Origin of the sequence: Azospirillum lipoferum (genome assembly GCF_024170005.1) — a bacterium.
GTDB classification, from domain to species: domain Bacteria; phylum Pseudomonadota; class Alphaproteobacteria; order Azospirillales; family Azospirillaceae; genus Azospirillum; species Azospirillum lipoferum.
Window position 1 is genome coordinate 263489 of sequence record NZ_JALJXJ010000002.1, and the last position, 21761, is coordinate 285249.

General features: G+C 68.6%; 23 protein-coding genes. 13 read left to right on the plus strand and 10 right to left on the minus strand.

Going from position 1 to position 21761, the window contains the following annotated elements; translation table 11 throughout:
- Window positions 1-133: 133 nt before the first annotated feature.
- Both J2848_RS05125 and J2848_RS05130 read right to left on the minus strand, forming a co-directional pair.
- Window positions 134-505 (minus strand): accessory factor UbiK family protein, encoded by a 372-nt coding sequence (locus J2848_RS05125; protein ID WP_149230159.1) that lies wholly within the window; start codon window positions 503-505, stop codon window positions 134-136.
- Window positions 506-615: 110 nt separating this feature from the next.
- Complete coding sequence (locus J2848_RS05130; protein ID WP_149230158.1) at window positions 616-3882, minus strand: AsmA family protein; 3267 nt, start codon at window positions 3880-3882, stop codon at window positions 616-618.
- A gap of 292 nt (window positions 3883-4174) precedes the next feature.
- On the opposite strand from J2848_RS05130, the gene J2848_RS05135 reads away from it, so the two are divergent.
- Together J2848_RS05135 and J2848_RS05140 are read left to right on the plus strand one after the other, a co-directional pair.
- Window positions 4175-4357, plus strand: coding sequence for a DUF4169 family protein (locus J2848_RS05135; protein WP_149230452.1), 183 nt, complete (start codon window positions 4175-4177; stop codon window positions 4355-4357).
- A gap of 177 nt (window positions 4358-4534) precedes the next feature.
- Window positions 4535-5341 (plus strand): DUF2189 domain-containing protein, encoded by an 807-nt coding sequence (locus tag J2848_RS05140; RefSeq protein ID WP_149230157.1) that lies wholly within the window; start codon window positions 4535-4537, stop codon window positions 5339-5341.
- A 60-nt stretch (window positions 5342-5401) separates the two neighbouring features.
- On the opposite strand, the gene J2848_RS05145 is transcribed toward J2848_RS05140, so the two are convergent.
- Complete coding sequence (locus tag J2848_RS05145) at window positions 5402-5608, minus strand: DUF1192 family protein (protein ID WP_149230156.1); 207 nt, start codon at window positions 5606-5608, stop codon at window positions 5402-5404.
- Between the two features lie 120 nt (window positions 5609-5728).
- On the opposite strand from J2848_RS05145, the gene J2848_RS05150 reads away from it, so the two are divergent.
- The 5 genes from J2848_RS05150 to J2848_RS05170 all read left to right on the plus strand — a co-directional run bounded on the left by J2848_RS05150 (window position 5729) and on the right by J2848_RS05170 (window position 9603).
- A complete protein-coding gene (locus tag J2848_RS05150) occupies window positions 5729-6745 on the plus strand; it encodes an NAD(P)H-quinone oxidoreductase (protein WP_149230155.1) in 1017 nt (338 codons plus the stop codon).
- Window positions 6746-7027: 282 nt separating this feature from the next.
- A complete protein-coding gene (locus tag J2848_RS05155) occupies window positions 7028-7642 on the plus strand; it encodes a DUF1013 domain-containing protein (RefSeq protein WP_149230154.1) in 615 nt (204 codons plus the stop codon).
- A 65-nt stretch (window positions 7643-7707) separates the two neighbouring features.
- Window positions 7708-8301 (plus strand): UbiX family flavin prenyltransferase, encoded by a 594-nt coding sequence (locus J2848_RS05160; RefSeq protein WP_149230153.1) that lies wholly within the window; start codon window positions 7708-7710, stop codon window positions 8299-8301.
- A 132-nt stretch (window positions 8302-8433) separates the two neighbouring features.
- The gene (locus tag J2848_RS05165; protein ID WP_149230152.1) at window positions 8434-9111 is read left to right on the plus strand and encodes a carbonic anhydrase; all 678 of its coding nucleotides are present in this window, start codon (window positions 8434-8436) and stop codon (window positions 9109-9111) included.
- A 231-nt stretch (window positions 9112-9342) separates the two neighbouring features.
- Window positions 9343-9603, plus strand: coding sequence for a hypothetical protein (locus J2848_RS05170; protein WP_149230151.1), 261 nt, complete (start codon window positions 9343-9345; stop codon window positions 9601-9603).
- Here J2848_RS05170 and J2848_RS05175 read toward each other — a convergent pair.
- Window positions 9579-11363 (minus strand): tetratricopeptide repeat protein, encoded by a 1785-nt coding sequence (locus tag J2848_RS05175; protein WP_149230150.1) that lies wholly within the window; start codon window positions 11361-11363, stop codon window positions 9579-9581. The two genes, J2848_RS05170 and J2848_RS05175, sit on opposite strands and share 25 nt — an antisense overlap.
- Window positions 11364-11557: 194 nt before the next feature.
- On the opposite strand from J2848_RS05175, the gene J2848_RS05180 reads away from it, so the two are divergent.
- Window positions 11558-11983 carry a hypothetical protein gene (locus tag J2848_RS05180; protein WP_149230149.1) on the plus strand — a complete coding sequence of 142 codons (426 nt, stop codon included), beginning with the start codon at window positions 11558-11560 and terminating at the stop codon, window positions 11981-11983.
- Between the two features lie 9 nt (window positions 11984-11992).
- On the opposite strand, the gene J2848_RS05185 is transcribed toward J2848_RS05180, so the two are convergent.
- Together J2848_RS05185 and J2848_RS05190 are read right to left on the minus strand one after the other, a co-directional pair.
- Complete coding sequence (locus tag J2848_RS05185; protein WP_149230148.1) at window positions 11993-12442, minus strand: TIGR02444 family protein; 450 nt, start codon at window positions 12440-12442, stop codon at window positions 11993-11995.
- A 10-nt stretch (window positions 12443-12452) separates the two neighbouring features.
- On the minus strand, window positions 12453-13547 hold the full coding sequence (locus J2848_RS05190) for an ATP-dependent 6-phosphofructokinase (protein WP_109442660.1): 1095 nt from the start codon (window positions 13545-13547) through the stop codon (window positions 12453-12455).
- 287 nt (window positions 13548-13834) lie between these two features.
- Here J2848_RS05190 and J2848_RS05195 point away from each other — a divergent pair, with 287 nt between their 5' ends.
- Window positions 13835-14035 carry a YdcH family protein gene (locus J2848_RS05195; protein WP_012974357.1) on the plus strand — a complete coding sequence of 67 codons (201 nt, stop codon included), beginning with the start codon at window positions 13835-13837 and terminating at the stop codon, window positions 14033-14035.
- A gap of 63 nt (window positions 14036-14098) precedes the next feature.
- On the opposite strand, the gene J2848_RS05200 is transcribed toward J2848_RS05195, so the two are convergent.
- Window positions 14099-14551 carry a group III truncated hemoglobin gene (locus tag J2848_RS05200; RefSeq protein WP_246193702.1) on the minus strand — a complete coding sequence of 151 codons (453 nt, stop codon included), beginning with the start codon at window positions 14549-14551 and terminating at the stop codon, window positions 14099-14101.
- 284 nt (window positions 14552-14835) lie between these two features.
- Here J2848_RS05200 and purE point away from each other — a divergent pair, with 284 nt between their 5' ends.
- The 4 genes from purE to J2848_RS05220 all read left to right on the plus strand — a co-directional run bounded on the left by purE (window position 14836) and on the right by J2848_RS05220 (window position 20265).
- A complete protein-coding gene (gene purE / locus J2848_RS05205; protein ID WP_170306986.1) occupies window positions 14836-15303 on the plus strand; it encodes a 5-(carboxyamino)imidazole ribonucleotide mutase in 468 nt (155 codons plus the stop codon).
- 36 nt (window positions 15304-15339) lie between these two features.
- Complete coding sequence (locus J2848_RS05210; RefSeq protein ID WP_149230146.1) at window positions 15340-16464, plus strand: 5-(carboxyamino)imidazole ribonucleotide synthase; 1125 nt, start codon at window positions 15340-15342, stop codon at window positions 16462-16464.
- A 554-nt stretch (window positions 16465-17018) separates the two neighbouring features.
- Entirely contained in the window at window positions 17019-18182 is a 1164-nt protein-coding gene (locus J2848_RS05215; protein WP_149230145.1) for an acyltransferase family protein, read from the plus strand.
- Window positions 18183-18555: 373 nt separating this feature from the next.
- On the plus strand, window positions 18556-20265 hold the full coding sequence (locus J2848_RS05220; RefSeq protein WP_246193701.1) for an EAL domain-containing protein: 1710 nt from the start codon (window positions 18556-18558) through the stop codon (window positions 20263-20265).
- A 30-nt stretch (window positions 20266-20295) separates the two neighbouring features.
- Here the strand turns inward: J2848_RS05220 and J2848_RS05225 are convergent, their stop codons facing one another.
- The 3 genes from J2848_RS05225 to J2848_RS05235 form a co-directional block, all read right to left on the minus strand.
- A complete protein-coding gene (locus J2848_RS05225; RefSeq protein ID WP_149230143.1) occupies window positions 20296-20514 on the minus strand; it encodes a hypothetical protein in 219 nt (72 codons plus the stop codon).
- A 136-nt stretch (window positions 20515-20650) separates the two neighbouring features.
- Window positions 20651-21373, minus strand: coding sequence for a DUF599 domain-containing protein (locus J2848_RS05230; protein ID WP_149230142.1), 723 nt, complete (start codon window positions 21371-21373; stop codon window positions 20651-20653).
- A gap of 91 nt (window positions 21374-21464) precedes the next feature.
- Complete coding sequence (locus J2848_RS05235) at window positions 21465-21671, minus strand: ribbon-helix-helix domain-containing protein (RefSeq protein ID WP_149230141.1); 207 nt, start codon at window positions 21669-21671, stop codon at window positions 21465-21467.
- Between the last annotated feature and the right edge of the window lie 90 nt (window positions 21672-21761).

Genomic DNA, 21761 nt, shown 5'->3' on the forward strand with positions numbered 1-21761 from the left:
GAAAAAACGGGCTGAACTGTAGGCGGGCTTGCCGCCGGTGCACACCCGCCCCACCGCGAAGAGCGGCATGAACGGGAACGACGGGAGGGAACGTCGGGTATGTGCGGCGGCGCCGAAGCTCAAGCGGCTGGGCTCAAGCGGCCGGGGTGGCCGTGCTGTCGGGCTTGCCGTCTTCAGGCTTGCCGGGGCTGGGCTCGACCACCGCCGGGATGCCGGCAGGCTCGACCGCGACCGGCAGCGGGGCCTTCGCGGCGCTCAGCGATGCGACGGTCGCCTCCAGCGCGGCCAGCCGCTCGGCCATCGCCTCCTGCTCCTCGCGGGCCTTGGCGGCCATGGCGCGGACAGCCTCGTATTCCTCGCGGCTGACGACGTCCATCCGCGACAGAACACGTTCGAGCTGGGCACGGAGCTGACCTTCGGCCTCTTCGCGCAAGGACGAGAAGGCGCCGAGAGCGCCACCCGCCACACGGGCGAGATCGTCCAAAATCCTGTTGTCCACCTGCATCGCTCTGACTTCCGGTTACCGTTCGTTCATTATGGACGTCGCGCGCGGCGACTTCAACGCCCTTGGAACGCCCATTGCCGTGTGGGCAGGGCGTCGGTTTCAGTGCCTCATTATTTGGCAGGTCCGGCGGCGTTGAAGCGATCGCGCAGGGCCTTCAGGTCCAGGGTCTGGGTCGGGGCGGCCCAGGGGCCGGCCATGCGCAGGGTCAGCGGCGGCAGGTCGCCGTCCGCCTTCACCGTCAGGGTCAATCCCAGATCGACCTGCTCGTCGGCGAGCGAGACGGTGCCGGCCAGCGTACCGTCGGCCGGCGCGGTGGTCAGGCGGGCATCCTCGGTGCGGATCACCCCCTTGTCGATGACGAAGCGGGCGTCGAGCCGGTCCAGCTTCGTCTCGCCGCCCTGGAGCGCACCGGCGACGGCGGTCAGCACCTCCTGCGTGCGCTCCACCCCGGCGAGGCGGCTGCGCAGGGCGGCAAGGTCGACGCCGCGCAGCACGCCGCCGGACGCCACCGCCCGGCCACGGCCGGTCAGGCTGCGCAGCAGCGCGTCGCCATGGCCGCTGCCCGACAGCGTCACATCGAGGTCGACGCTGCCGCCGCTGAGGCCGAGGCCGGAAAGGCCGGACAGGGCGTTGCCCATGTCGGCCTTGATGACGGTGAGGTCGGCGTCGAGCTTCGGCGCCTGCGCGGCCCCCTGTCCCGCCCCCTGCCCCGGTGCCGTGGCGAGACGGCCGCTGAGCCCGATCTGGCCGCCCTGCCATTCGCCGTCCAGCTGTTCCAGGGTCGCCACACCCTTGGACAGGGTGGCCCGCAGTGCCGGCTGGGCAATGCGCTGCCCGCCCACCGTCAGCGAGGTGGAAGTCAGGCCGAGCCGGCCGTCCAGCGACTGCATCCAGGTCAGGTCCGACAGCGGGTCGGCCGGCGGGGCGGCGGGATCGGCGGCAGCGGTGGCGGGACGGCTGGCGCCGTCACCGACCAGCGGGGCATTGCGCAGCCGGTCGAGGTCGAGGTCGCCGGTCTGGATGTCGGCCTGGAAGGCGGGGCGTTCCGCCTTGCGGTCCAGCATCAGCTTGCCGCGCAGGGGGATGCCGGCAACCAGACCCTGGAGGTTGTTCAGGGCGGGCGAGGCGGCATTTCCCGACAGCTCGCCATAGAGGTCGAGCGGACCATAGGCGCGGGCGAGGCCGGTGTCGGTGAACAGGGCGGCGATGCGCCCCATCTCCGGATGGGTGACGCGCAGCTTCAGGTCGGCGCTGGGCGTGCGGTCCAGCCCGATCAGGGCACCGCCGGCCTCCAGCGTGCCGCCCAGCATGCCGGCCGACGCCTCCACCGCCAGCCGTTCGCCGTCGCCGGCCAGCCGCGCCTTGGCGCTGACCGCGCCCAGCCGTTCCGGCACCGGCAGGCCGCGCGGCCAGGAGACCGCGCTGGGCAGGCCGCCCAGCGACTTGGCGTCGGCCGTCAGGGCGAGGTTGACGCCGCGCAGCGGGATCAGGCTGGCGATCTGGCCGTCGAGGCGGGCCTGGAGGCCGGCGACATCGTCCACCCTGGCCTCGCGCACCGTCAGCGCACCGGAGGCGACGGTGGCGTCGAGGCGGAGCCCCTGCACCGGCAGCCCACCCACCGTCAGCTGCCCGACCCGCAGGTCGAGGTTGGCGTCGGCAAGGCCGAGCATGCGCTGCGGCGCCTGGACGGAGTCGGTGGAGGCGGTTCCGTTGCGCGGGCCGACGGCGCGGGTCGCCGGCTGGGACGCGGTTTGGGCGGCTGGCTGGGTGGGCGCGGGATCGGCGGGCAGATAGCCGTCCAGGTTCAGACGGTCGAGCTCCAGCCGGGCGCCGAAGGCCGGCCGGCCACGGTCGACATAGGCGACGGCGCCGCTGAGGCGGCTGCTGTCGAAGCGGAAATCCAGCCCCGACAGCTCGAAGCGGTCGGCATGGCCCTGGAGACGGCCGGACAGCGAGGCGCGGCGCAGCCGGTCGGCCGGTACGCCGTGCAGGTCCAGCTTCGCCCATTCCAATAGGGCGCGCAGGTTGTCGGCGTTCGCCTCCATCCGCACGTCCAGCGTCGGCTGGCCGCCCGGCGTCGTCACCTCACCCGCCGCGACGAAGTCGGAGCCGCCGGGCAGCAGGGCGCTGACCCGGTCGATGTTCAGCCGGCCGCCGGACAGGCTGGCCTCGATCCGGCCCTGGCGCACCACGCTGCGGTTGTAGGCAATGGCGTCGACGGCGACGTCCAGCTTGGCCTCCACCCCCGCTGGCAGCACGAAGGACGGGACCGGCGCCTTGTTGTTCGCGCCCGTGCTGCCCTTATCGCCGGCAGGGGCCGCGTTGCCGGCGGCGGTCCGGGCGGCCTGGGCCTGCCACGCGTCGAGATCGAGCCGGTTGACGGCGAGGGTCAGTTCGGTGCGCGGCTCCTCGCGCCTGGCGGGATCGCCGGCGCGCAACGTGGCGTTGCCGGTGGCGCGCGTGTCGCCAAGCTGCGCCTCCAGGCCGGTGAAGGTGGCGAGGCTGGTCCCCGCCTCCACCGTCGAGCGCAGGCTGAAGGGCTGGGCGAGCGCCGCCGGAGCCCAGGAGGATTTGGAGGCGTCGACCAGCTTGGCGAAGTCGCCGCCCTCGGCGCGCAGGTCGCCCTGCACCTTCGACCCGCTGCCGCTGGTGCCGCCGCCGGTCAGGATGCCGGCGAAGCGCAGGGTGGCGTCGGTGTGCGGCAGCGACAGGGTGGCGCGCACCGGCACCGCCGCCCCTTCGGTGAAGCGGCCGGCGGTCGCCTCGCCATGCAGGGACAGGCCGCGCAGGCGGAAATCGCCCTGAAGCTGGAAGGGACCGTTCAGGCTGCCGGCGGCGATGCGGGCGCTGAGGCCCTCCACCGTCTCGGTCCGGCCGTTGCGGTCGTCGCGGTAGATGACGGTGCCGTTGTCGATCAGCACCTGATCGAAGCTGACGGCGGAGACCAGCCCTTCGGCCGCCCCCAGCCCGTCGCCGGTGCGGGTGCCGGCGGTGGACAGGTCCCAGTTGATGCGGCCGTCCTTCAGCACCTCCACCACGAAGGTCGGCTCGACCAGCGCGATGCTCTCCACCTGGACGCGGCCGCCCAGCAGCGGGCCGAGCGCCACGCGGGCGTCCAGTTTCCTCAGGCGCACCATGTCGGGCTCGGCGGCCCCGGCGGCGTTGGCCAGCCGGGCGTCGCGCACGGTCAGGGCCGGCGACGGCAGCAGGGTGAAGCCGACGTCGCCCCGCAACTCCACCTGCCGGCCGGTCGCCTGCGACACCCGCTCGGCAATGGCGCCCTTGTAGGCGTTCCAGTCGATGAGGCTCGGCGCCACCAGCAGCAGACCGGCCGAAACCGCCAGCCCGGCCAGTGCAGCGATCAGGATCTTCTTCACCGGGTTTCCGCCTTCCCTGCGACCGGCCCTGTCGTCGGCCGCGCCCCTTTGCCACATCCAAACAAAGACTGTCTAAACAAAGACCCGTTCCCCCACCCGCCGCACCGTCCGCTTCCGGTGCGCGCCGTCCTTCGGTAAGCTAGCGCCCGCAGAAGAAACAAGCAATTTGGGCAATCCCACGGCCAAGTCGGAGTCCGCCGGATTTTTTCGCGAAATTTTTCCGTCCCGCCGCCTGCCGGAATCGGCCGCGCGGCCCCCGAACCCCCGGAAATCAGCCATCGGAGATCGTGCCATGGGCGACGTGGTCAACCTCAACCGTTTCCGCAAGACCCGTGAAAAAGCCGAACGCACCAAGGAAGCGGAGGCGAATCGGGCCCGATTCGGCCGCACCAAGGCGGAGAAGGACCGCGACCGCAAGGAGGCCGAGCGGAGAACTCAGACTTTGGACGGGCATAAGCTGGACGGGGAGGACTGACCGGCCAGGACGAAGGGACGGCGAAGACCAAGCCGGGCGCTGGGAATAACCTCTGCGTTTTTGTTACTATTGGATAGGCCGATAGTTCCCTATTGCGACGATCCGCGCGACTGTGTGACAGTGCCGGTCAAGGGCGCCGGCGGGCGCTTTCCTTGGCTGTTGGGGAGGACCGTCATCATGGTCGACATGACGTCGTTTCGCGGTTCGGTGCAGACGCCTCAGACGCAAACCCCGCACTGGCTGCCGGCGATCCGCGAGGTCGAGACGGACCGCCCCTGGGTCTGGCTCGCCTCGGCCTGGCAGGACATGATGGCCGCCCCCGGCATCAGCTTCGCCTATGGCGCGCTGGCGGTGATCTCCAGCTTCACCCTGGTGGTCGGGCTGGCGATGCTGGACATGGAATATCTGCTGCTGCCGATGGCGGCGGGCTTCATGCTGGTCGGACCGCTGTTCGCCGTCGGGCTCTACGAGACCAGCCGCCTGCTGGAGCTTGGGGAACGGCCGACCTTCGGCAAGGTGGTCGCCGCCTATCGCCGCAACGGCGTGCAGATCGCCGGGATCGGCATGGTGCTGATGCTGGCGTTGCTGGCCTGGATCCGCGTCGCCTTCCTGATCTTCGCCCTGTTCTTCTCCAGCGAGCCGCCGGCGCTGGACCAGCTGGTCGACCGCATCTTCTTCTCGGCCGAGACCATTCCCTTCCTGCTGACCGGGACGGTGTTCGGCGGGATCATCGCGACGGCGGTGTTCTCCATCGCCGTGGTGTCGGTGCCGATGCTGCTGGACCGCGAGACCGACGTCTTCACCGCCATGGCGACCAGCATCACGGTGGTGCGCGCCAACGTCAAACCGATGATCGCCTGGGGCTTCCTGATCGCCCTGTTCATGAGCGCCGGGATGGTCACCGGCTTCCTCGGGCTGGCGATCGCGCTGCCGGTGATCGGCCATGCCTCCTGGCACTGCTACCGCGATCTGGTCGGGCGGTGAGGTGGAACCAAATGGAATCAAGGCCCTTCCCGCAGGGGAAGGGCCTTTTCCTTTGGCGCCTCACCCCTTCTTGAAAAACGCCTCGGCTGCCGATTTCTGCGCCTGCTTGGCGGCGATGGCGGCGATGGCGGCGCGGGCGCGGGTGATTTCCGCCTCCAGCGTGGCGATGTAGGCCTCGATCTCGGCCACGCCCATCACGGTCAGGTCCTTGGGCGCCGGCTTGGCCTTGCGCGGCTCCAGATCCTCGAAACGGTCGTCGATGGCCATGGTTCGGCTCCCTCCCCCTACCGTGTTTTCGGTCCCTGGTCCGGCTTGTCAGGCCGGTTGGGCAAATCTACCTTTCGGGCCGGACATTGCCAAACAGACAAAACCGAAGGGACGACCGCCATGGGCCTTGCCTTGCCCGACAGCATGCGTTGCGTCGAGATCACCCAGCCCGGAGGGCCGGAGGTGCTGCGACCGACCCGCCGCCCCGCCCCGGTGCCCGGCCCCGGCGAAATCCTGGTCGAGGTCGCCGCCGCCGGGGTGAACCGCCCCGACACGCTTCAGCGCCAGGGCCGCTACGACCCGCCGCCGGGGGCATCGGACCTGCCGGGGCTGGAGCTGTCCGGCACGGTGATCGCCATCGGCGAAGGGGTGGAGGACTGGGCCAGCGGCGACAGGGTCTGCGCGCTGGTGGCCGGCGGCGGCTATGCCGAATATTGCGTGGTGCCGGCGGTGCAGGCCCTGCCCGTTCCCGCCCCGCTGACGATGGTCGAGGCGGCGGCGGTGCCGGAGACCTTCTTCACCGTCTGGACCAACGTGTTCGAGCGCGGCGCCCTGAAGCGCGGCGAGACCCTGCTGATCCATGGCGGGTCGAGCGGCATCGGCACCACGGCGATCCAGCTGGCCAAGGCCTTCGGCGCCACGGTGTTCACCACCGCCGGCAGCGACGACAAGTGCCGCGCCTGCGAGGATCTCGGCGCCGACCGCGCCATCAACTACAGGACCGAGGATTTCGTCGCGGTGATCCGCGAGGCGACCGGCGGGCGCGGCGTCGACGTGGTGCTGGACATGGTCGGCGGCGATTACATCGCCCGCGACGTCGACATCATGGCGATGGACGGCCGCCACGTCTCGATCGCCTTCCTGCAAGGGTCGAAGGTGTCGCTGAACATGGCGCCGGTAATGACCAAGCGGCTGACCCTGACCGGATCGACGCTGCGCGCCCGGCCGGTGGCGGAGAAGGGCCGCATCGCCGCGGCGTTGCGCGAGCATGTCTGGCCGCTGCTGGAATCCGGCGGCATCAGGCCGCAGATCCACAGCACCTTCCCGCTGGAACAGGCGGACGAGGCGCACCGGCTGATGGAAAGCAGCGCGCATATCGGCAAGATCGTGCTGACGGTCGGGCCGGACGCCGCCTGATTTTTGCGCTTTTCTTCACCGCATCCGCGCCGTCGGGCTTGCCATAAGCAGGCAAGACAGGTTAGCAGAGGCGAGCGGGCGGCCGGGATTTCCCGGTGCGCCTGCGCAAGCATGCTTACGCGGACCGGTATTCGCCCTATATCGTGGTGACGAGAATGGGGCGGCCGCCCCGGGGTCGCCCCGGGGCCGCGAAGCCGCCCCCGCGCCGCATAACCAGTTAGAACGGCCGGCCGCACCACCCGCCAGCGGGTGCGGCCGGTGAAGAGTTTGTCAGGAGGGATGATGGCACTGCCCTTGATGCCGAAAGCGACAGCCGTCTGGCTGGTCGAGAACACGTCCTTGTCCTTCGAGCAGATCGCCGCCTTCTGCGGCATGCATTCGCTGGAAGTCCAGGCGATCGCCGACGGCGAGGTCGCAGTCGGCATGGTGGGGCTGGACCCCATCGCCAACGGCCAGCTGACCAAGCAGGAAATCGAGCGCTGCGAGAAGAACGAGGACCTGCGCCTGAAGCTGCTGGTCGCCGACCTGCCGCAGGTGGCGTCCCGGTCCAAGGGTCCGCGCTATACCCCGATCACCAAGCGCGGCGACAAGCCCGACGCCATCGCCTGGCTGCTGAAGCACCATCCGGAGCTGTCGGACGCCCAGGTCTGCCGCCTGATCGGCACCACCAAGCCGACCATCGCCGCGGTGCGCGACCGCACCCACTGGAATGTCGCCAACATCAAGCCGCGCAGCCCGGTGATGCTGGGCCTCTGCTCCCAGCGCGAGCTGGAAGAGGCGCTGGCCCTGGCGATCCGCCGCGGCGGCGTGCCGCGCCCGCCGGAGGAAGCGGCCGAGGACTTCTACGGCGAAGGCCGCGACGACGACAGCTATTCCGAGCAGGAAGACGCGCGCTGAGGGTGGGCCCCTCTCCCGCCCCGGGAGAGGGACCGTCGAGGGCTTGGAGAGCTTTTAAGAATTCCATGACCGATCCCACCACACCTCCGCCCCGGCTCGTCGTCGGCATCAGCGGCGCGTCGGGGGTGATCTATGGCATCCGCATGCTGCAGACGCTGCGGCGGATCGGCGTCGAATCGCATCTGGTGGTCAGCCGCTCGGCCGAGGTCACGCTGGCGCATGAAACTGCGATGAAGGTGGCGGAACTGCGGGCGCTGGCCGATGTCAGCTATGCCGCCGCCGACATCGGGGCGGCGGTGTCCAGCGGCAGTTTCCGCACGCTGGGCATGGTGGTCGCCCCCTGCTCCGTCCGGACGATGAGCGAGATCGCCAGCGGCGTCACCTCCACCCTGCTGACGCGGGCGGCGGACGTGGCGCTGAAGGAACGGCGGCGGCTGGTGCTGATGGTGCGGGAGACGCCGCTGCATCTGGGCCACCTGCGCACCATGACCGCGCTGGCCGAAATGGGGGCGGTGATCGCGCCGCCGGTCCCCGCCTTCTACGCCAGGCCGCAGGGCATCGACGATCTGGTCGACCATTCGGTGGGCCGGGTGCTGGACCTGTTTGGGCTGGATGCCGGCAACCTGCGGCGCTGGGGCGAGCGTGGGCAAGAGGCCTGATCCGCGTCGACCCGCATTTGCAACGCAACAGGCGGCTTGGTCGGCGGACGCAATGCCGTTATACCGCTGTCGATGGATCATGATGCGGAACCGGCGCCCCAGCCGGCCGGCAGAAACGGGAACGAGCCGACCATGCCCTTCAGCAAACCGAGCGAGCCCATCCGCCAGCTTCTGGCAGGCATCAAGGCCTTCCGCGCCCGCTATTACGAACGCCGCCCCGACAGCATGCGGCTGCTGGCGACCGAAGGGCAGCACCCTGAGGTCCTGCTGATCGGCTGTTCCGACAGCCGCGTCGATCCGGCCCTGCTGACGATGGCGGAGCCCGGCGAGCTGTTCGTCGTGCGCAACGTCGCCAACCTCGTCCCGCCCTATCAGCCCGACGGCGCCTATCACGGCACCTCGGCCGCCATCGAATATGCGGTCAAGGCGCTGAAGGTGTCGGAGATCATCGTGCTGGGCCATGCCCAGTGCGGCGGCATCCAGGGCCTGATCCGGCTGCGCGCCGGCCAGAAGGCCGAGGATGATTTCGTCTCCCCCTGGGTGTCGATCGCCGGCTCGGCGCTCGACCCCTATGTCGGGCCGGAAGGCTCCGAACAGGCGCGCGCCGATGCGGAGAAGCTGCAGAACACTCCGGCGGTGATCGAGCGGGCGGCGGTCCGCGCCTCGGTCGAGAATCTGATGACCTTCCCCTTCGTGCGCGAAGGGGTGGAGGCCGGCACGCTGAACATCCATGGCTGGTGGTTCGACATCGAGTCGGGCGAGATGTGGGCGATCCACCCCGTCACCCGCCTGTTCCAGCCGGTCGAGTGAAGCCGGAACCGGCCCGGTAAGGCCAGGAAGCGTTAGAGTCTGTCTGGTGCTTGTTGAAGCACCAGACAGACTCTAAGTTTTTGGCTTTCCGTGTGATTCACGTTTCAAGCGATCCCGCTTGAAACGATCACACTCTAATCCGAGCGCCAGCGCGGGAATTGCGGGCGCCCTGCCCTGTTGAGGGCGAAGGGAACATTTCCTTCGCAACCCTCACCAGGGAAAGGGACTGCCATGAAGACCGCACTTCGATTCGTGATCGCCGCCGCCATGCCGCTGGCGCTCGCCGCCTGCAACCAGACCAGCAGCAACAGCAGTGGCGGAGGGCTGTTCGGCGGCAGCGGCGGCGGGCTGTTCGGGTCGGGAGAGTCCGATTCCTACGCCCGCAACGGCCGTTGCGACGACCCGCGCTACAACACCTCCAACGGTGGCCGTGCCGAGGCCGGAACCGACGATTACGACTGCTCCCGCTATGGCAACGGCCTGAAGCGCTGAGCCAGCACGACCAGTTCGGCGGCCATGCGCCCGGCGACGGCAGGCCAGTCGCCGGGCGCCGGCTGCCGGAACAGGCGGGCGGTCGGATACCAGGGGCTGTCGTCGCGGCCGGTCAGCCAGCGCCAGTCCGGCGAGAAGGGCAGCGCCAGCCACAGCGGCAGGCCGAGCGCCCCGGCCAGATGGGCCGGCCCGGTGCAGGACGACACCACAAGGTCCAGGTTCGCCATGATCGCCGCGGTATCGGCGAAGTCGGCGATCTCCGCCCCGAGGTCGCTGAAGCTGTCCGGCAGGATCCTGTCGGCGAGATCAGCGCGCCCCGGCCCCATCTGCAAGCCGTAGAAGCAGCAGCCCGGCACGTCGAACAGGCCGCGCAGGCCGGCAAGCTTCGGCGACCGTTCCGCATCGGCAGGAAAGCGCGGGTTGCCGGCCCAGACGACGCCGACGCGCAGAGCCGCGTGCGGCCCCAGACGGTCGCGCCAGCGGGCGACGCGCGCGGGGTCGGGGCGGAGGTAGGGGGTGTCGGCGGGCACGCCGTCCAGGCCGGTGTCGAAGGCCCGCGGCAGGCTCATCAGCGGGCATTCGAGGTCGAAGGACGGCAGCGGATCGCCGCGGGCGACGACCTGGACCGCCCCCTCCACCCCCGGCAGCGGCTCCAGCAGCGGCAGCAGAGGCCGCTGCACCTCCAGCACCACCCGGCCGCTGCGGGCCGCCACCAGCGGGACATAGCGCAGGAACTGGAGCGTATCGCCCAGCCCCTGTTCGGCATAGAGCAGGATGGTGCGGCCATTCAGCGGCTCGCCCCGCCATGTCGGCTGATTGAGGCGGCGCCAGGGCGGCTCGGCGCGGTCGTCGTGGCGGCGCCAGTCGAACTCCGGCCAGCCGCCTTCGTAGTCGCCGGCCATCAGACGGGCAAAGCCGAGGTTCCAGTGCAGTCCGGCATCCTGCGGCCGGTCGGCCAGGGCGCGCTCGAAGTCGGCTGCCGCCTCCGCCGGGCGGGCCATGGCGATCAGGGCGGTGCCGCGCGCCGCAGACAGCGACGGGCCGGGATGCAGCCGCTCCGCCATGGCGAAGGCGTCCAGCGAATCGGGGAAGCGGGCGAGCCTCGCGAGGACCGAGCCCAGCACCTCCCACGCCTCGGCGGTGGAGCGGTCGAGGGCCAGCGAGTCGCGGGCAGCGGATTCGGCCTCCGCCCAGCGGCGCTGTGCGGCCAGGGCGGCGGCCAACGTCGCATGGGTGACGGCGGACCGCGGGTTCAGGCGTAGCGAGCGGCGGGCGCAGTGCTCGGCCGTGATGGGCTCACCGCAGGACAGCAGGGCGGCGGCCCGGTTCGCCAGCGCGTCGGCATGGTCGGGCGCCAGGGCCAGGGCAAGACCGGTGGCCGTCAGTGCCGGCAGTGCCTGCCCAAGCCGGCGCAGGGCACCGGCGCGGCTGGCATGGGCGTCGGCGAGGTCCGGCAGCAGGCGCAGCGCCCGGCCATAGAGCCGCACCGCAAGGGCGAGCGCGCCGGACGATTGCTCGACGCCGGCAAGGTTGGACAGCCCGCCGGCCCCCTCGGGACGCAGGGCCACGGCGAGGCGAAGGCAGCGGGTGGCCTCGGCCAGCCGGCCGGTCTGGGCGGCGAGCACGCCCAACAGTTCCAGCGCGTCGGCATATTCGGGATCGGCGCCCAGGATGCGGCGGTAGATGTCCTCCGCCTCCGCCAGCCGGCCCGCCTGATGGTGGTCAAGCGCGATCAGCAGGGCCTGCGACAATGTAACCATCGGGACTCTTGCAGGGTATTGGGCGGGGTGGCGGGCGCGCTGCCGGGATCCGGATGATGCCCCGCCGCCGCCCCGCCGGTCCAGTCACCTGCGGTCTGAAATCGTGGCAAACGGTCACAGAATCAGGATTTTCCCTGGATTGTCAGGGAGCATACTCGTGGCTATTGTCCGCGCCATTCTTCGAGGAGCGGATCATGATCACCCGCCCAATCCGGGCACTCTGCCATTCCGGTCTCCGCCGGGTCACTCTCGCCGCCCTGACGCTCGGCCTCCTGACTTTCGGTCTCGGGATCACCGCTGCGCAGGCCAACGAAGGCGCCAAGTCGAACGGCTGCCCGTGGGCGCAGGACGTGACGCTGGAGATCAACGGCAGGACGCTGACGCTGAAGCAGGACGTCTTCACCACCACCAGTGCCGAACCGATCGAGATCGAGACGTTCAAGGTCGTCCCGCTGGTCGACCAGCTGAAGCTGCGCATCATCGGCCCCAAGGGGCGCGAGTGGGAAGCGGCGCTGACCCGGCTGGTCAGCGGCAAGCGGTGCAGCGCCTTCTATGCGGGCAAGCCGGTTCTGGTGTCGAACGTCACCCACAATCCGGACGAGCTGATTCTGAACAGGTAGGGAGCCCCCTCACCGTCCCGCCAGCAGTTCCACCAGTTCGTCCAGCGCCGGGTCGCCGCCCGGCACCAGCAGCGCCATGTTGGCGGCGGCAAGCTCCAGGCCGCCGCCGGCCTGCGGAGTGAAGCCGCCCGCGGCGAACAGGCGGTCCTGCTGGACGCGTTCGGCTTCCAGTTCGGCCGCCTTCATACGGCGGTAGAAGGCGTCGTCCTCCGTCTTGGCGCGGCGGCGCAGGGCGCGCAGAGGCCGCACCACCTCGTCGCGCCAGCCGGCGACCGCCCCGTCGGTGCGCGCCAGATCTTCGGCCGACAGGCGGATGCCGCAGTGCAGGCCGGCCCAGGCGGCGAACAGCAGGACGTTCACGTCCACCCCGCACCGGTCCTGAAGAGCGAGACAGCAGGCGGGCACCCCCGGCCGGCCGTAGACGGCCAGGGAAAAGTCCCAGAAGGGATTCGCCGACATCGCTGCCCGGTCAGTCGCCGAAGCTGATGTTCAGGCCGCGGGCGGTCTTCACCAGCGCGCCGTCCAGTTCGACGCAGGAATAATGCTCGATCGCCTCGGTGATCGGCACGTCGATGACGCCGCGGTTGGACCAGGCGACCATGCGGTTGAACCTGCCCTCCGCGATCAGGTCGACGGCATGGACGCCGAAGGCCGAGGCGATCAGGCGGTCGCGCGGGCTGGGCATGCTGCCACGCTGGACATGGCCCAGCACGGTGACGCGGGTCTCGGCCCCGGTGGCGTCGGCGATCTTCTCGCCGATATAGTCGCCGATGCCGCCATAGCGCTTCTCGCCGCCCTGGAGGATCTTCTTGACGCCGGTGCCTTCCAGCGTCTTCACCGCCTCCGACACCACCACCAGGGCGAAGTTGCGGCCGGAGTCGCGGACGCTCTGGATCTTGGCGGCGATGCTCTCGATGGAATAGGGGATCTCGGGGATCAGGATGACGTCGGCCCCGCCGGCGATGCCGGCCGCCAGAGCGATATGGCCGGCGTCGCGGCCCATCACCTCCAGCACCATCACGCGGTGGTGGCTGGCGGCGGTCGGCTGAAGACGGTCCAGCGCCTCCACCGCCACGGCGACGGCGGTGTCGTAGCCGACCGACACCTCGGTCTTGCCCAGGTCGTTGTCGATGGTCTTGGGCACGCCCACCATCGGGAAGCCGCCCTTCTGCGCCAGCTTGTGCAGGATGGCGAAGCTGCCGTCGCCGCCGATGCCGATCAGCGCGTCCAGCCCAAGCTCGCGGTAGCCGCCGATGATCTCGTCGGAACGGTCCTTCAGCGTGCCGTCGGGCATCGGGTAGGCGAAGGGGTCGCCGCGGTTGGTGGTGCCCAGGATGGTGCCGCCCTGGCGCATCATATGGCCGTCGACCGAACCGAGATCGAGCGTCTGATACTGCACCGGGCGCTGGAGCAGCCCCTGGGTGCCTTCCTTGATGCCCAGCACCTGCCAGCCATAGCCGGTGGCGCGGTGGACCACCGCACGGATGACCGCGTTCAGCCCGGCGCAATCGCCGCCGCTGGTCAGGATGCCGATGCGCTTGCCGGCTTTATTAGGGGCAGTCATTGAGGGTTTCCCGTCCCGTTCGCCTGTTCATTGAAATGGACCACCATGTTACCGGAACAGGAGTTTCCCGCAATCGTTGCCCGCAGCCGCAAAGGGGGCATTGCGTCGCGCACGCCCTTCCGCCGCGGTAGCGGGCGGGGCCAAAGGATCGGACCCTATCGGGATTCCGGCGGTTTGGCGGTGCCGTACGTCAGGAAATCTGATATAGTCCGGCCCGCCCAGCCAAAGGGTCACCCGCAAGAGCACCCCCGATCCACCCGGGGCAACGGCCATTCCTAACGGGCGCGATGAACGAGCAAGAGATTTTGAAGGAAAAGCTGGCGAGCTTGCGCAGCGAGCACCGCGACCTGGACGACGTCATCGCCCGGCTTGCCGAACGCGCGCCCTATGACCAGTTGCAGATGCAGCGGCTGAAGAAGCGCAAGCTGATGCTGAAGGACCAGATCATGGTCCTGGAAAGCCGGCTGCTGCCGGATATCATTGCTTAACGGGGCTTGGGGAAACGCGCAGCCATCCCCTCTCCCCCCGGGGAGAGGGGGAGCATGGTCCCCTCACCCCTTCTTGGGCACGGTGAAGAACTGGATGCCCATCTGGAAGCTGCGGGCGATGTTCTCGGCCTTGCCGATCAGGAAATCAGCGCCCTCGGCCGGCAGGATCTCGCGGGCGGTTTCACGGAACAGGCCGAGCCAGCGCTGGAAATGCGGCGGCTCCAGCCCCAGCGAGATGTGCACCGGCATCGGGCGACCGTCGTAGCGCTGGGTCAGCAGGGCGATGGACGACCAGAAATCCATCATCTTGCGCAGATGCGGCTCCCAATCGGTGATGGCGCGGCCGAAGATCGGACCCAGTTCCTCGTCCTTCATGATCTTGCCGTAGAAGGTGCGCACCAGCGTTTCGATCGACGCCTCGTCGATGCCGACGGCGGCCATCCGCTCCTCGGCCATCGCGGCGCGGATGTCGCGGTGCTCTTTGCGCTGGTCTTCGTTGGAAGCGGCGTCGGTCATGCGATGGGTCCGGTTCTGGGAATGAGCAGGGTCTATCCAGTCCATATAAGGCGGCACCATAAGTGGAACCATGTTCCACCGGAAGGGCCGGAATGTCGCAGCCGCAGGGTAGGATTCGGGACGGACAGGGGTGCGGACACGGTGCGGCCTCTGGACAGTTGCCCGACTCTTCCTATAATGCGCCGCTTTCCGGACCTTGAGGAAAGCGACAGGCCGTGACCGCCGATCTCTCCCCGAACAGCACCGCTTCGGCTGCCGGCGTCCAGCCGCTGGTCGGCATCATCATGGGCAGCCAGTCCGACTGGACGACGATGAAGCACGCCGCCGACACGCTGACGGCGCTGGGCGTCCCGCACGAGGTCCGCATCGTTTCCGCCCACCGCACCCCGCACCGGCTGGTGGAATACGCCACCACCGCCAAGGCGCGCGGGCTGAAGGTGGTGATCGCCGGCGCCGGCGGCGCCGCCCATCTGCCGGGCATGGCCGCATCGATGACGCCGCTGCCGGTGTTCGGCGTTCCGGTCGAAAGCCACGCGTTGAAAGGCATGGACAGCCTGCTGTCGATCGTGCAGATGCCGGGCGGCGTCCCGGTCGGCACGCTGGCGATCGGCAAGGCCGGCGCCATCAACGCAGCATTGCTGGCCGGTTCGGTCATCGCGCTGATGGACCCGGCGGTGGCCGAGGCACTCGACGGCTGGCGCTCGCGCCAGACCGCCGCGGTCGCCGAAGCGCCCGTCGACGATCCCAACTGACGCGATCCCGCCTGACAGAGAGAAAGCCTGACCGTCATGACCGGCACTCCAACCGGGACTCCCCTGCCCCGTCTCGCCCCCGGTTCCACCATCGGCATGCTGGGTGCCGGACAGCTCGGCCGGATGACGGCGCTGGCCGCGGCGCGGCTGGGCTACAAGACCCATGTCTATGCCCCCGACGCGGCCGACAGTCCGGCCGCCCAGGTCAGCGCCGCAGCGACCGTCGCCGATTGGGACGACCTGGAGGCGCTGGAGCGCTTCGCCCGCTCGGTCGATGTGGTGACGCTGGAGTGGGAGAATGTGCCGGTCGCCACCGCCGAGCATCTGCGCCGCTTCACCAACCTGAACCCTGGCCCGAATGTGCTGTCGGTGGCGCAGGACCGCATTGCCGAGAAGAGCTTCGTCAACCAGCTGGGCATCGCCACCGCCCCCTGGCGCACCGCCAGCAGCGCCGAGGAGGTCGCCCGCGCAGTGGCCGAAATCGGGCCGCGCTGCGTGCTGAAATCGACGCGGCTCGGCTATGACGGCAAGGGGCAGGCGCGGCTGGACAGCGGCAGCGATCCGGTGACGGCCTGGACCGGCATCGGCGGCGGCAAGCCGGGCGTGGAGGGCATCGTCGAGGGCTTCGTCACCTTCGCCTGCGAGGTGTCGGTGATCGTCGCCCGCGGTGCCGACGGTGCCATGGTCGCCTATCCGGCGGTGGAGAACCGCCACAAGGACGGCATCCTCGACGTCACCATCGCCCCGGCCGCGCCCGAGAAGGTGTCAGCGGAGACCGCGGCGGAGGCAGACCGCATCGCGCGCCGCATCGCCGAGGCTTTGGATCTGGTCGGCGTGCTGGCGGTGGAGATGTTCGTCACCGCCGACGGCAGGGTGCTGGTCAACGAGATGGCGCCGCGTCCGCACAATTCCGGCCACTGGACGATGGACGCCTGCGCCACCGACCAGTTCGAGCAGCTGGTGCGCGCGGTCTGCGGCCTGCCGCTGGGATCGGTGGAGCGGGTGGCCGATGCCGAGATGACCAACCTGATCGGCGACGACGTGCTGCGCTGGCCCGACCTTTTGGCCGAACCCGGCGCCCGCCTGCATCTGTACGGCAAGGCCGAAGCCCGGCCCGGCCGCAAGATGGGCCACGTCAACCGGCTGTTCCCGCGCCGCTGACGCTGTTTCCCCGCAAAAGCCGAAAGGCCCCGCGACCGGCAGGTCCGCGGGGCCTTTTCGTTTGCAGGCGAAGGTCATCCCCGCCACGGCCGACGTGCAGCCACTGCACGCGCTGCGCCGGTGGATGGGCATCACCGGTTTCTCGGCCGCGGCGGGATGGCCGGAGAATGCCGGTTGAGCCCGCCCCGCTCAAGGCGGGAAAAGCTCAACCTGAAGGCGCAAGCAGCGTACCGCTTCGAAGACAACCAAACGGTGCCATGGCGTCCAATCCGATGAGGCGCCGCTCACGACCGGTGTGACAATCCCGACAACCGGCAAATCCGCAGTCCTCAGGAAGTGGTCCTTGCGCACCCGCAACCTGACGGTGGTACTCACCGGCCGGCTTTCGGAATAAGCCCGATTTCCGCTTTTTGGTTGCAGTGCCGACATTTACGGTCACCCGACGGTAACCGGGTACATGCTCCTCATCGCGGAGCAGACCGCATTTTCCACGACCATAGTATCGGCAGACAGCATGAGATGACCGAAGCAAGACATCGATTTGGAGAGTCCAAATGCGCTTCCCAGTGCTCGACGGCTGGCGCGGTTTATGCGCCCTGTTCGTCGCATTGTTCCACTTCAACGCCTTAGGTCACTTCTATCTCGTTCCGTTCGTTCGCGGCAGTTATTTGTTTGTGGACTTCTTCTTCGTTCTCAGCGGCTTCGTCATCACCCACGCCTATGTCGGCCGCCTGAAATCGGCACCGGACGGGAGGAATTTCCTGGTCCGGCGCCTTGGACGGGTCTGGCCCCTGCATGCCGCCACCCTGATCGCCTTCATTCCGCTGGAGATCGTCAAGGCGCTGGCAATCAGCGGCGAGACTGCGGCCTTCACCGGCCGCTTCGCGCCATCCTCCATCCTCAGCAACCTGTTTTTGGTACATTCCCTGGGCATCGAGGACAGGCTGACCTGGAACGTCCCGAGCTGGTCGATCAGCGCCGAGTTCCTTGCCTATATCACCTTCGCCGCGCTCTGCCTGCTGGCCCGCCGCAGATGGCTGGTGACGGCCTCGGCGGTGGCTCTTTCGGCGGCCGGCGCCTTCGTGGTCATGGGCTGGTCCGACCGCTACGTCGACACCAGCTTCGATTTCGGATATTTCCGCTGCCTCTATGGCTTCTTCGCCGGGCATATCGTGTATCGGCTGTTCCGGGCGGCCCGCGGCGCGGGACTGTCGAGCCTGCCGATGCCGGGAGTGATCGAGGGGCTCAGCCTTGCCGCAGTGATCGGCTTCGTCGCGATGGCGCGCGGCAATGCCCTGTCCTACGCCTCGCCGCTGCTGTTCGGTCTCGTCGTCTGGGTGTTCGCCTTCGAAGGCGGCGGATTTTCGCGGCTGCTGGCGAAGCGGCCGTTCCAGTGGCTGGGCGCCCGCTCCTACTCCATCTACATGGTGCATGCGCTGGTCATCGCGCTGTTCCACAAGGCCGCGGCCTTCCTGCAACGGCTTCTCGGCCAGCCGATGTTCGTCGACCAGACGATCGAGGGCGAGGAGGAGCGGCTGATCTCCATCGGCATCCCCCTGGTGATGGATTCGCTGGCACTCGCCTATCTGGGAACGGTGGTCGCGGTCGCCAGCCTGACCTACCGGTTCGTCGAGAGACCCGGACAGGCCAGCTTCAACGCCTTGCTGTTGAAGGACCGCAAACGCCCGGTCCAGCCGGCGGTGGTGGAGATCGTCTGACCGGGCCCGGCCCCATGCCCGGCATGACGGCCGCGACGGAAGAAGGACTGCCGCGGCCGCAAATCGGTGACGGTCCTCGACGACAACGATCATTGCGGAATCGGAATGATCGCGTCAGGTTTCCGGCACCGATAATTCCCAGCATTTCCGTTATCGGCCAAGGCATTCCCGGGTATTTCGCATTTGCGGAATAGATATCATAAATTGCCGTGACCGCCCCGGACGAAGGTCATCGGCCACAGATACGCTTTTAACTTACGTCAATATTGGTTACCCTCTGCTGCATTCAGCCTGAAACTCTCTAAACTTTGATGCAATTTGTAGCCGGATGACGATGCCCTTGTCGCAGGAAAGCGCAGGACGATCCCCTCCCGTGATCGGACCGGTCGTCAGCCCGGCCTCCGGCGCGGCGGGGACACGCCGTCCGCAGTCCAGCCGCGACCGCGACCGTTTCGTCGGCTTCGCCTTCGCCGCCGCCGACCTGCTGATCGAGACGGATGCGCAGGGCAACATTTTGTTTTCCGCCGGCGCCCGCTGCCGCCTGACCAAGGGCGAGGTCGGCGGGCTGGTGGGCAGCAACCTGATGGAGGTGGTGGCCCCCGGCGACCGCAAATACGTCCATGTCCTGTTCGACCGCATCCGGGAAAAGGCGCGGATCAAGCCGTCGCGCGTGCTGTTCCAGGCCTTCGACGGCCAGCAGTTCCCGGCGCTGCTCGGCGGCTGCCGGCTCGATTCCTGTCCGGGGTCGCTGTTCCTCACCGTTCTGCTGACCGCGCCGGCGCGCGCCGGCAACGGGGCTGGGCTCGCGGCGGCCCAGGGCGAGCTGCGGGACCAGGCCGGATTCGCCGGCATCCTGGAGGAGCGGATCTTCGCCGCGCGGGAGAAGGGGCTCGACCAGGGGCTGACCCTGCTGCTGGTCGAAGGGTTGCAGGCGATGGTGGAGGCGATGCCGGAGGGAGCGGCGACGGAGGTGCGCGAGGGCATCGACGCCTATCTGCGCGGCATCTCCGCCGACGGCGACAGCGCCGGACAGCTGACCGGCGACCGTTACGGCATCGTCCATGCCGCCGACATCGACGGGCGCGAGGTGCAGGGCCACATCGCCCAGATCATCGAAGCGGCGGGCGGCGCCCTGCCCGGCGGCATCCGGTCCTGGACGCTGGACATGGCGGACGACCGGCTGGACGCGGCGGATGCGGCCCGCGCGCTGGTCTATACCGTGCAGGCCTTCGCCTCCGAACAGGGCGGCGAGTTCACCATCTCCAGCCTGGAGGATGGCGCCAACCGGCTGATGGCGGGTGCGGTGGAGCGGATCGGCCAGATGCGCGCCACCATCGACAACCGCAACTTCTTCGTCGTCTACCAGCCCATCGTCGACATCGCCAACGGCGCCGTCCATCATCTGGAAGCGCTGACCCGTGTCGACGGGATGGGGTCGCCGGCCGACTTCATCACCTTCGCCGAGGATGTCGGGCTGATCTACGACTTCGACCTCCTGCTGACCCGGACGGTGCTGGACACCTTGGCCGAGTTCCGCAAGGAACCGAAGCTGCCCGACGTGGCGATCAACCTGTCGGCCAAGACGCTGATGAGCCCGATCTTCCTCAAGCAGTTCCAGTCGGTGGTCGCCCCCTATGGCGATCTGGCGGCCAAGCTGCTGATCGAGGTGACGGAAACGGTGGTCGTCACCGACATCGCCAAGCTGAACGAGGTCTTGCAGAAGCTGCGCGAGAGCGGCTTCCGCATCTGCCTGGACGATGTCGGCGCCGGATCGACCAGCTTCCAGTCGCTGTACGGCATCCAGGCCGATTATGCCAAGATCGACGGCAAGTTCGTCCGCGGCGCCGTCGCCAACCCGCGCGACATGGCGATGCTGCGGTCCATGATCGATGTCTGCCGCCAGCTCGGGCTGGAACTGATCGGCGAGCAGGTGGAGGAGGCGGTGCACGCCGACCTGCTGACCGGGCTGGGCGTGTCGCTGGCCCAGGGCTTCCTGTTCAGCCGGCCGTCCCGCGACTTCGCCTATTTCGCCAAGGACTGGTCGCGGGTGCGCAGCGGCGGCAAGGTTCTGCTGAAGGGATGAGGCGGCGGGAGTGCCCGGAAGTCTTGTGCCTCAGGCCATTGCCGGAGAGCGGCCGAAGTAACAGTCGAACGCGCCCATTCCTTCGACGCTGTGGACCTGTTGCAGCCGGTCGCGGGCAGCATCCAGAAGCTCCCGGTTGCGGGCCAGCGTGTCGCGACCGGCATAGCCGTCGCGCAGGTGCATGCGGTTCAGCAGGGCTTCCGCCTGATCCAGAGCTTCCATGATGGTCAATGCGGTATCGGCGTCCATTGTCGCCCTCTCGTTCTCTGCGCCGCGCCGGCAAGTCGTCGCGCGATCCTCGATGCACCGACCTTAGCCGCCGCAACTCACCGTCAGGTAGAGGATATTTGGTCGCATGCGCAGAAAGCGTGCGGGATTTTATTTATTATTTCTCTTTTCTTGACTCGTTTCTTTCCAACCACTGGGTTTGCACGCGAATGACCTTCTCGGTGGCGGAGAAGGCCTGCCGGCGGGTGAGGACCAGGATGACGCCGCTGGTGGCGGCGATCAGGAAGAGCGGCCCGATGATCCAGGCCAGCGCCGCCAGGGCGAAGTAATAGGCGCGCATCCCGCCGTTCAGCGCGGTGATCGCCAGCGTCAGCGCCTCGCCGATGGTCTGCGAGATCGCCTTGCGGTCTTCCGGCGGAACCGGCGGCATCGGCGCCGAACCGATCAGCGCGCAGCAGTAATTGTACTGGCGCAGCGCCCAGGTGAACTTGAAGAAGCCGAAGGTGAAGATCGCCACCATCAGCAGCATCTTCAGCTCGAACATCTGGTGCGAGGTCTGGACGGTGAAGGAGAGGTCGGAGACGACCTGCTGCGCCCGCTCCGCCGCGCCGAAACTACCGATCAGGCCGGCCAGCACCAGCATGTTGGTGGAGGCGAAGAAGGTGCAGCTGTGCATGGTGTGGCCGAACAGCTGCGCATCCATGATGCGGTTCTCGCGGTCCAGCATCCGTTCGATCCAGTGGCGGCGCACGATCTTCAGGTGCTGGTTCACCATGTTCCGGCCGGACAGCAGATGGTCCTGGATGACGGTGAAGCCGACCCAGGAGCCGACGAACCAGACGAAGGCGATGATGTCGAGTGTGGTGACGTCTGGCGGCATGGCGGCGGGGTCTTGTCGGGTGGCGGAAGGCCAGCAAGCGTGTACGCCGACGACGTGCCGGTGTCCACCTGTGGCTATCCGCGGGAACCCCTCACTCCGCGCGCGCCTGCACCGCCTTCAGCAGGTAGACGCGGATGGCGCTGGACAGGTTGCCGCTGCGGGTCTGGTCGATCTCCTCGATCAGGGCGTTCACCGACAGGCCGCGGGACTGCGCCACCGATTTCAGGGCGTCCCAGAACTCTTCCTCCAGGGAAACGCTGGTGGGATGGCCGGCGATCAGGACCGAACGCTTCTTCATGGTCACTCGACGCATCGCAAGTGGGGGATGGGGGTGGTCAGAGGAAAGCCGGGACGGCCGGGACAACTCACCCCCACCCTAACCCCAAGC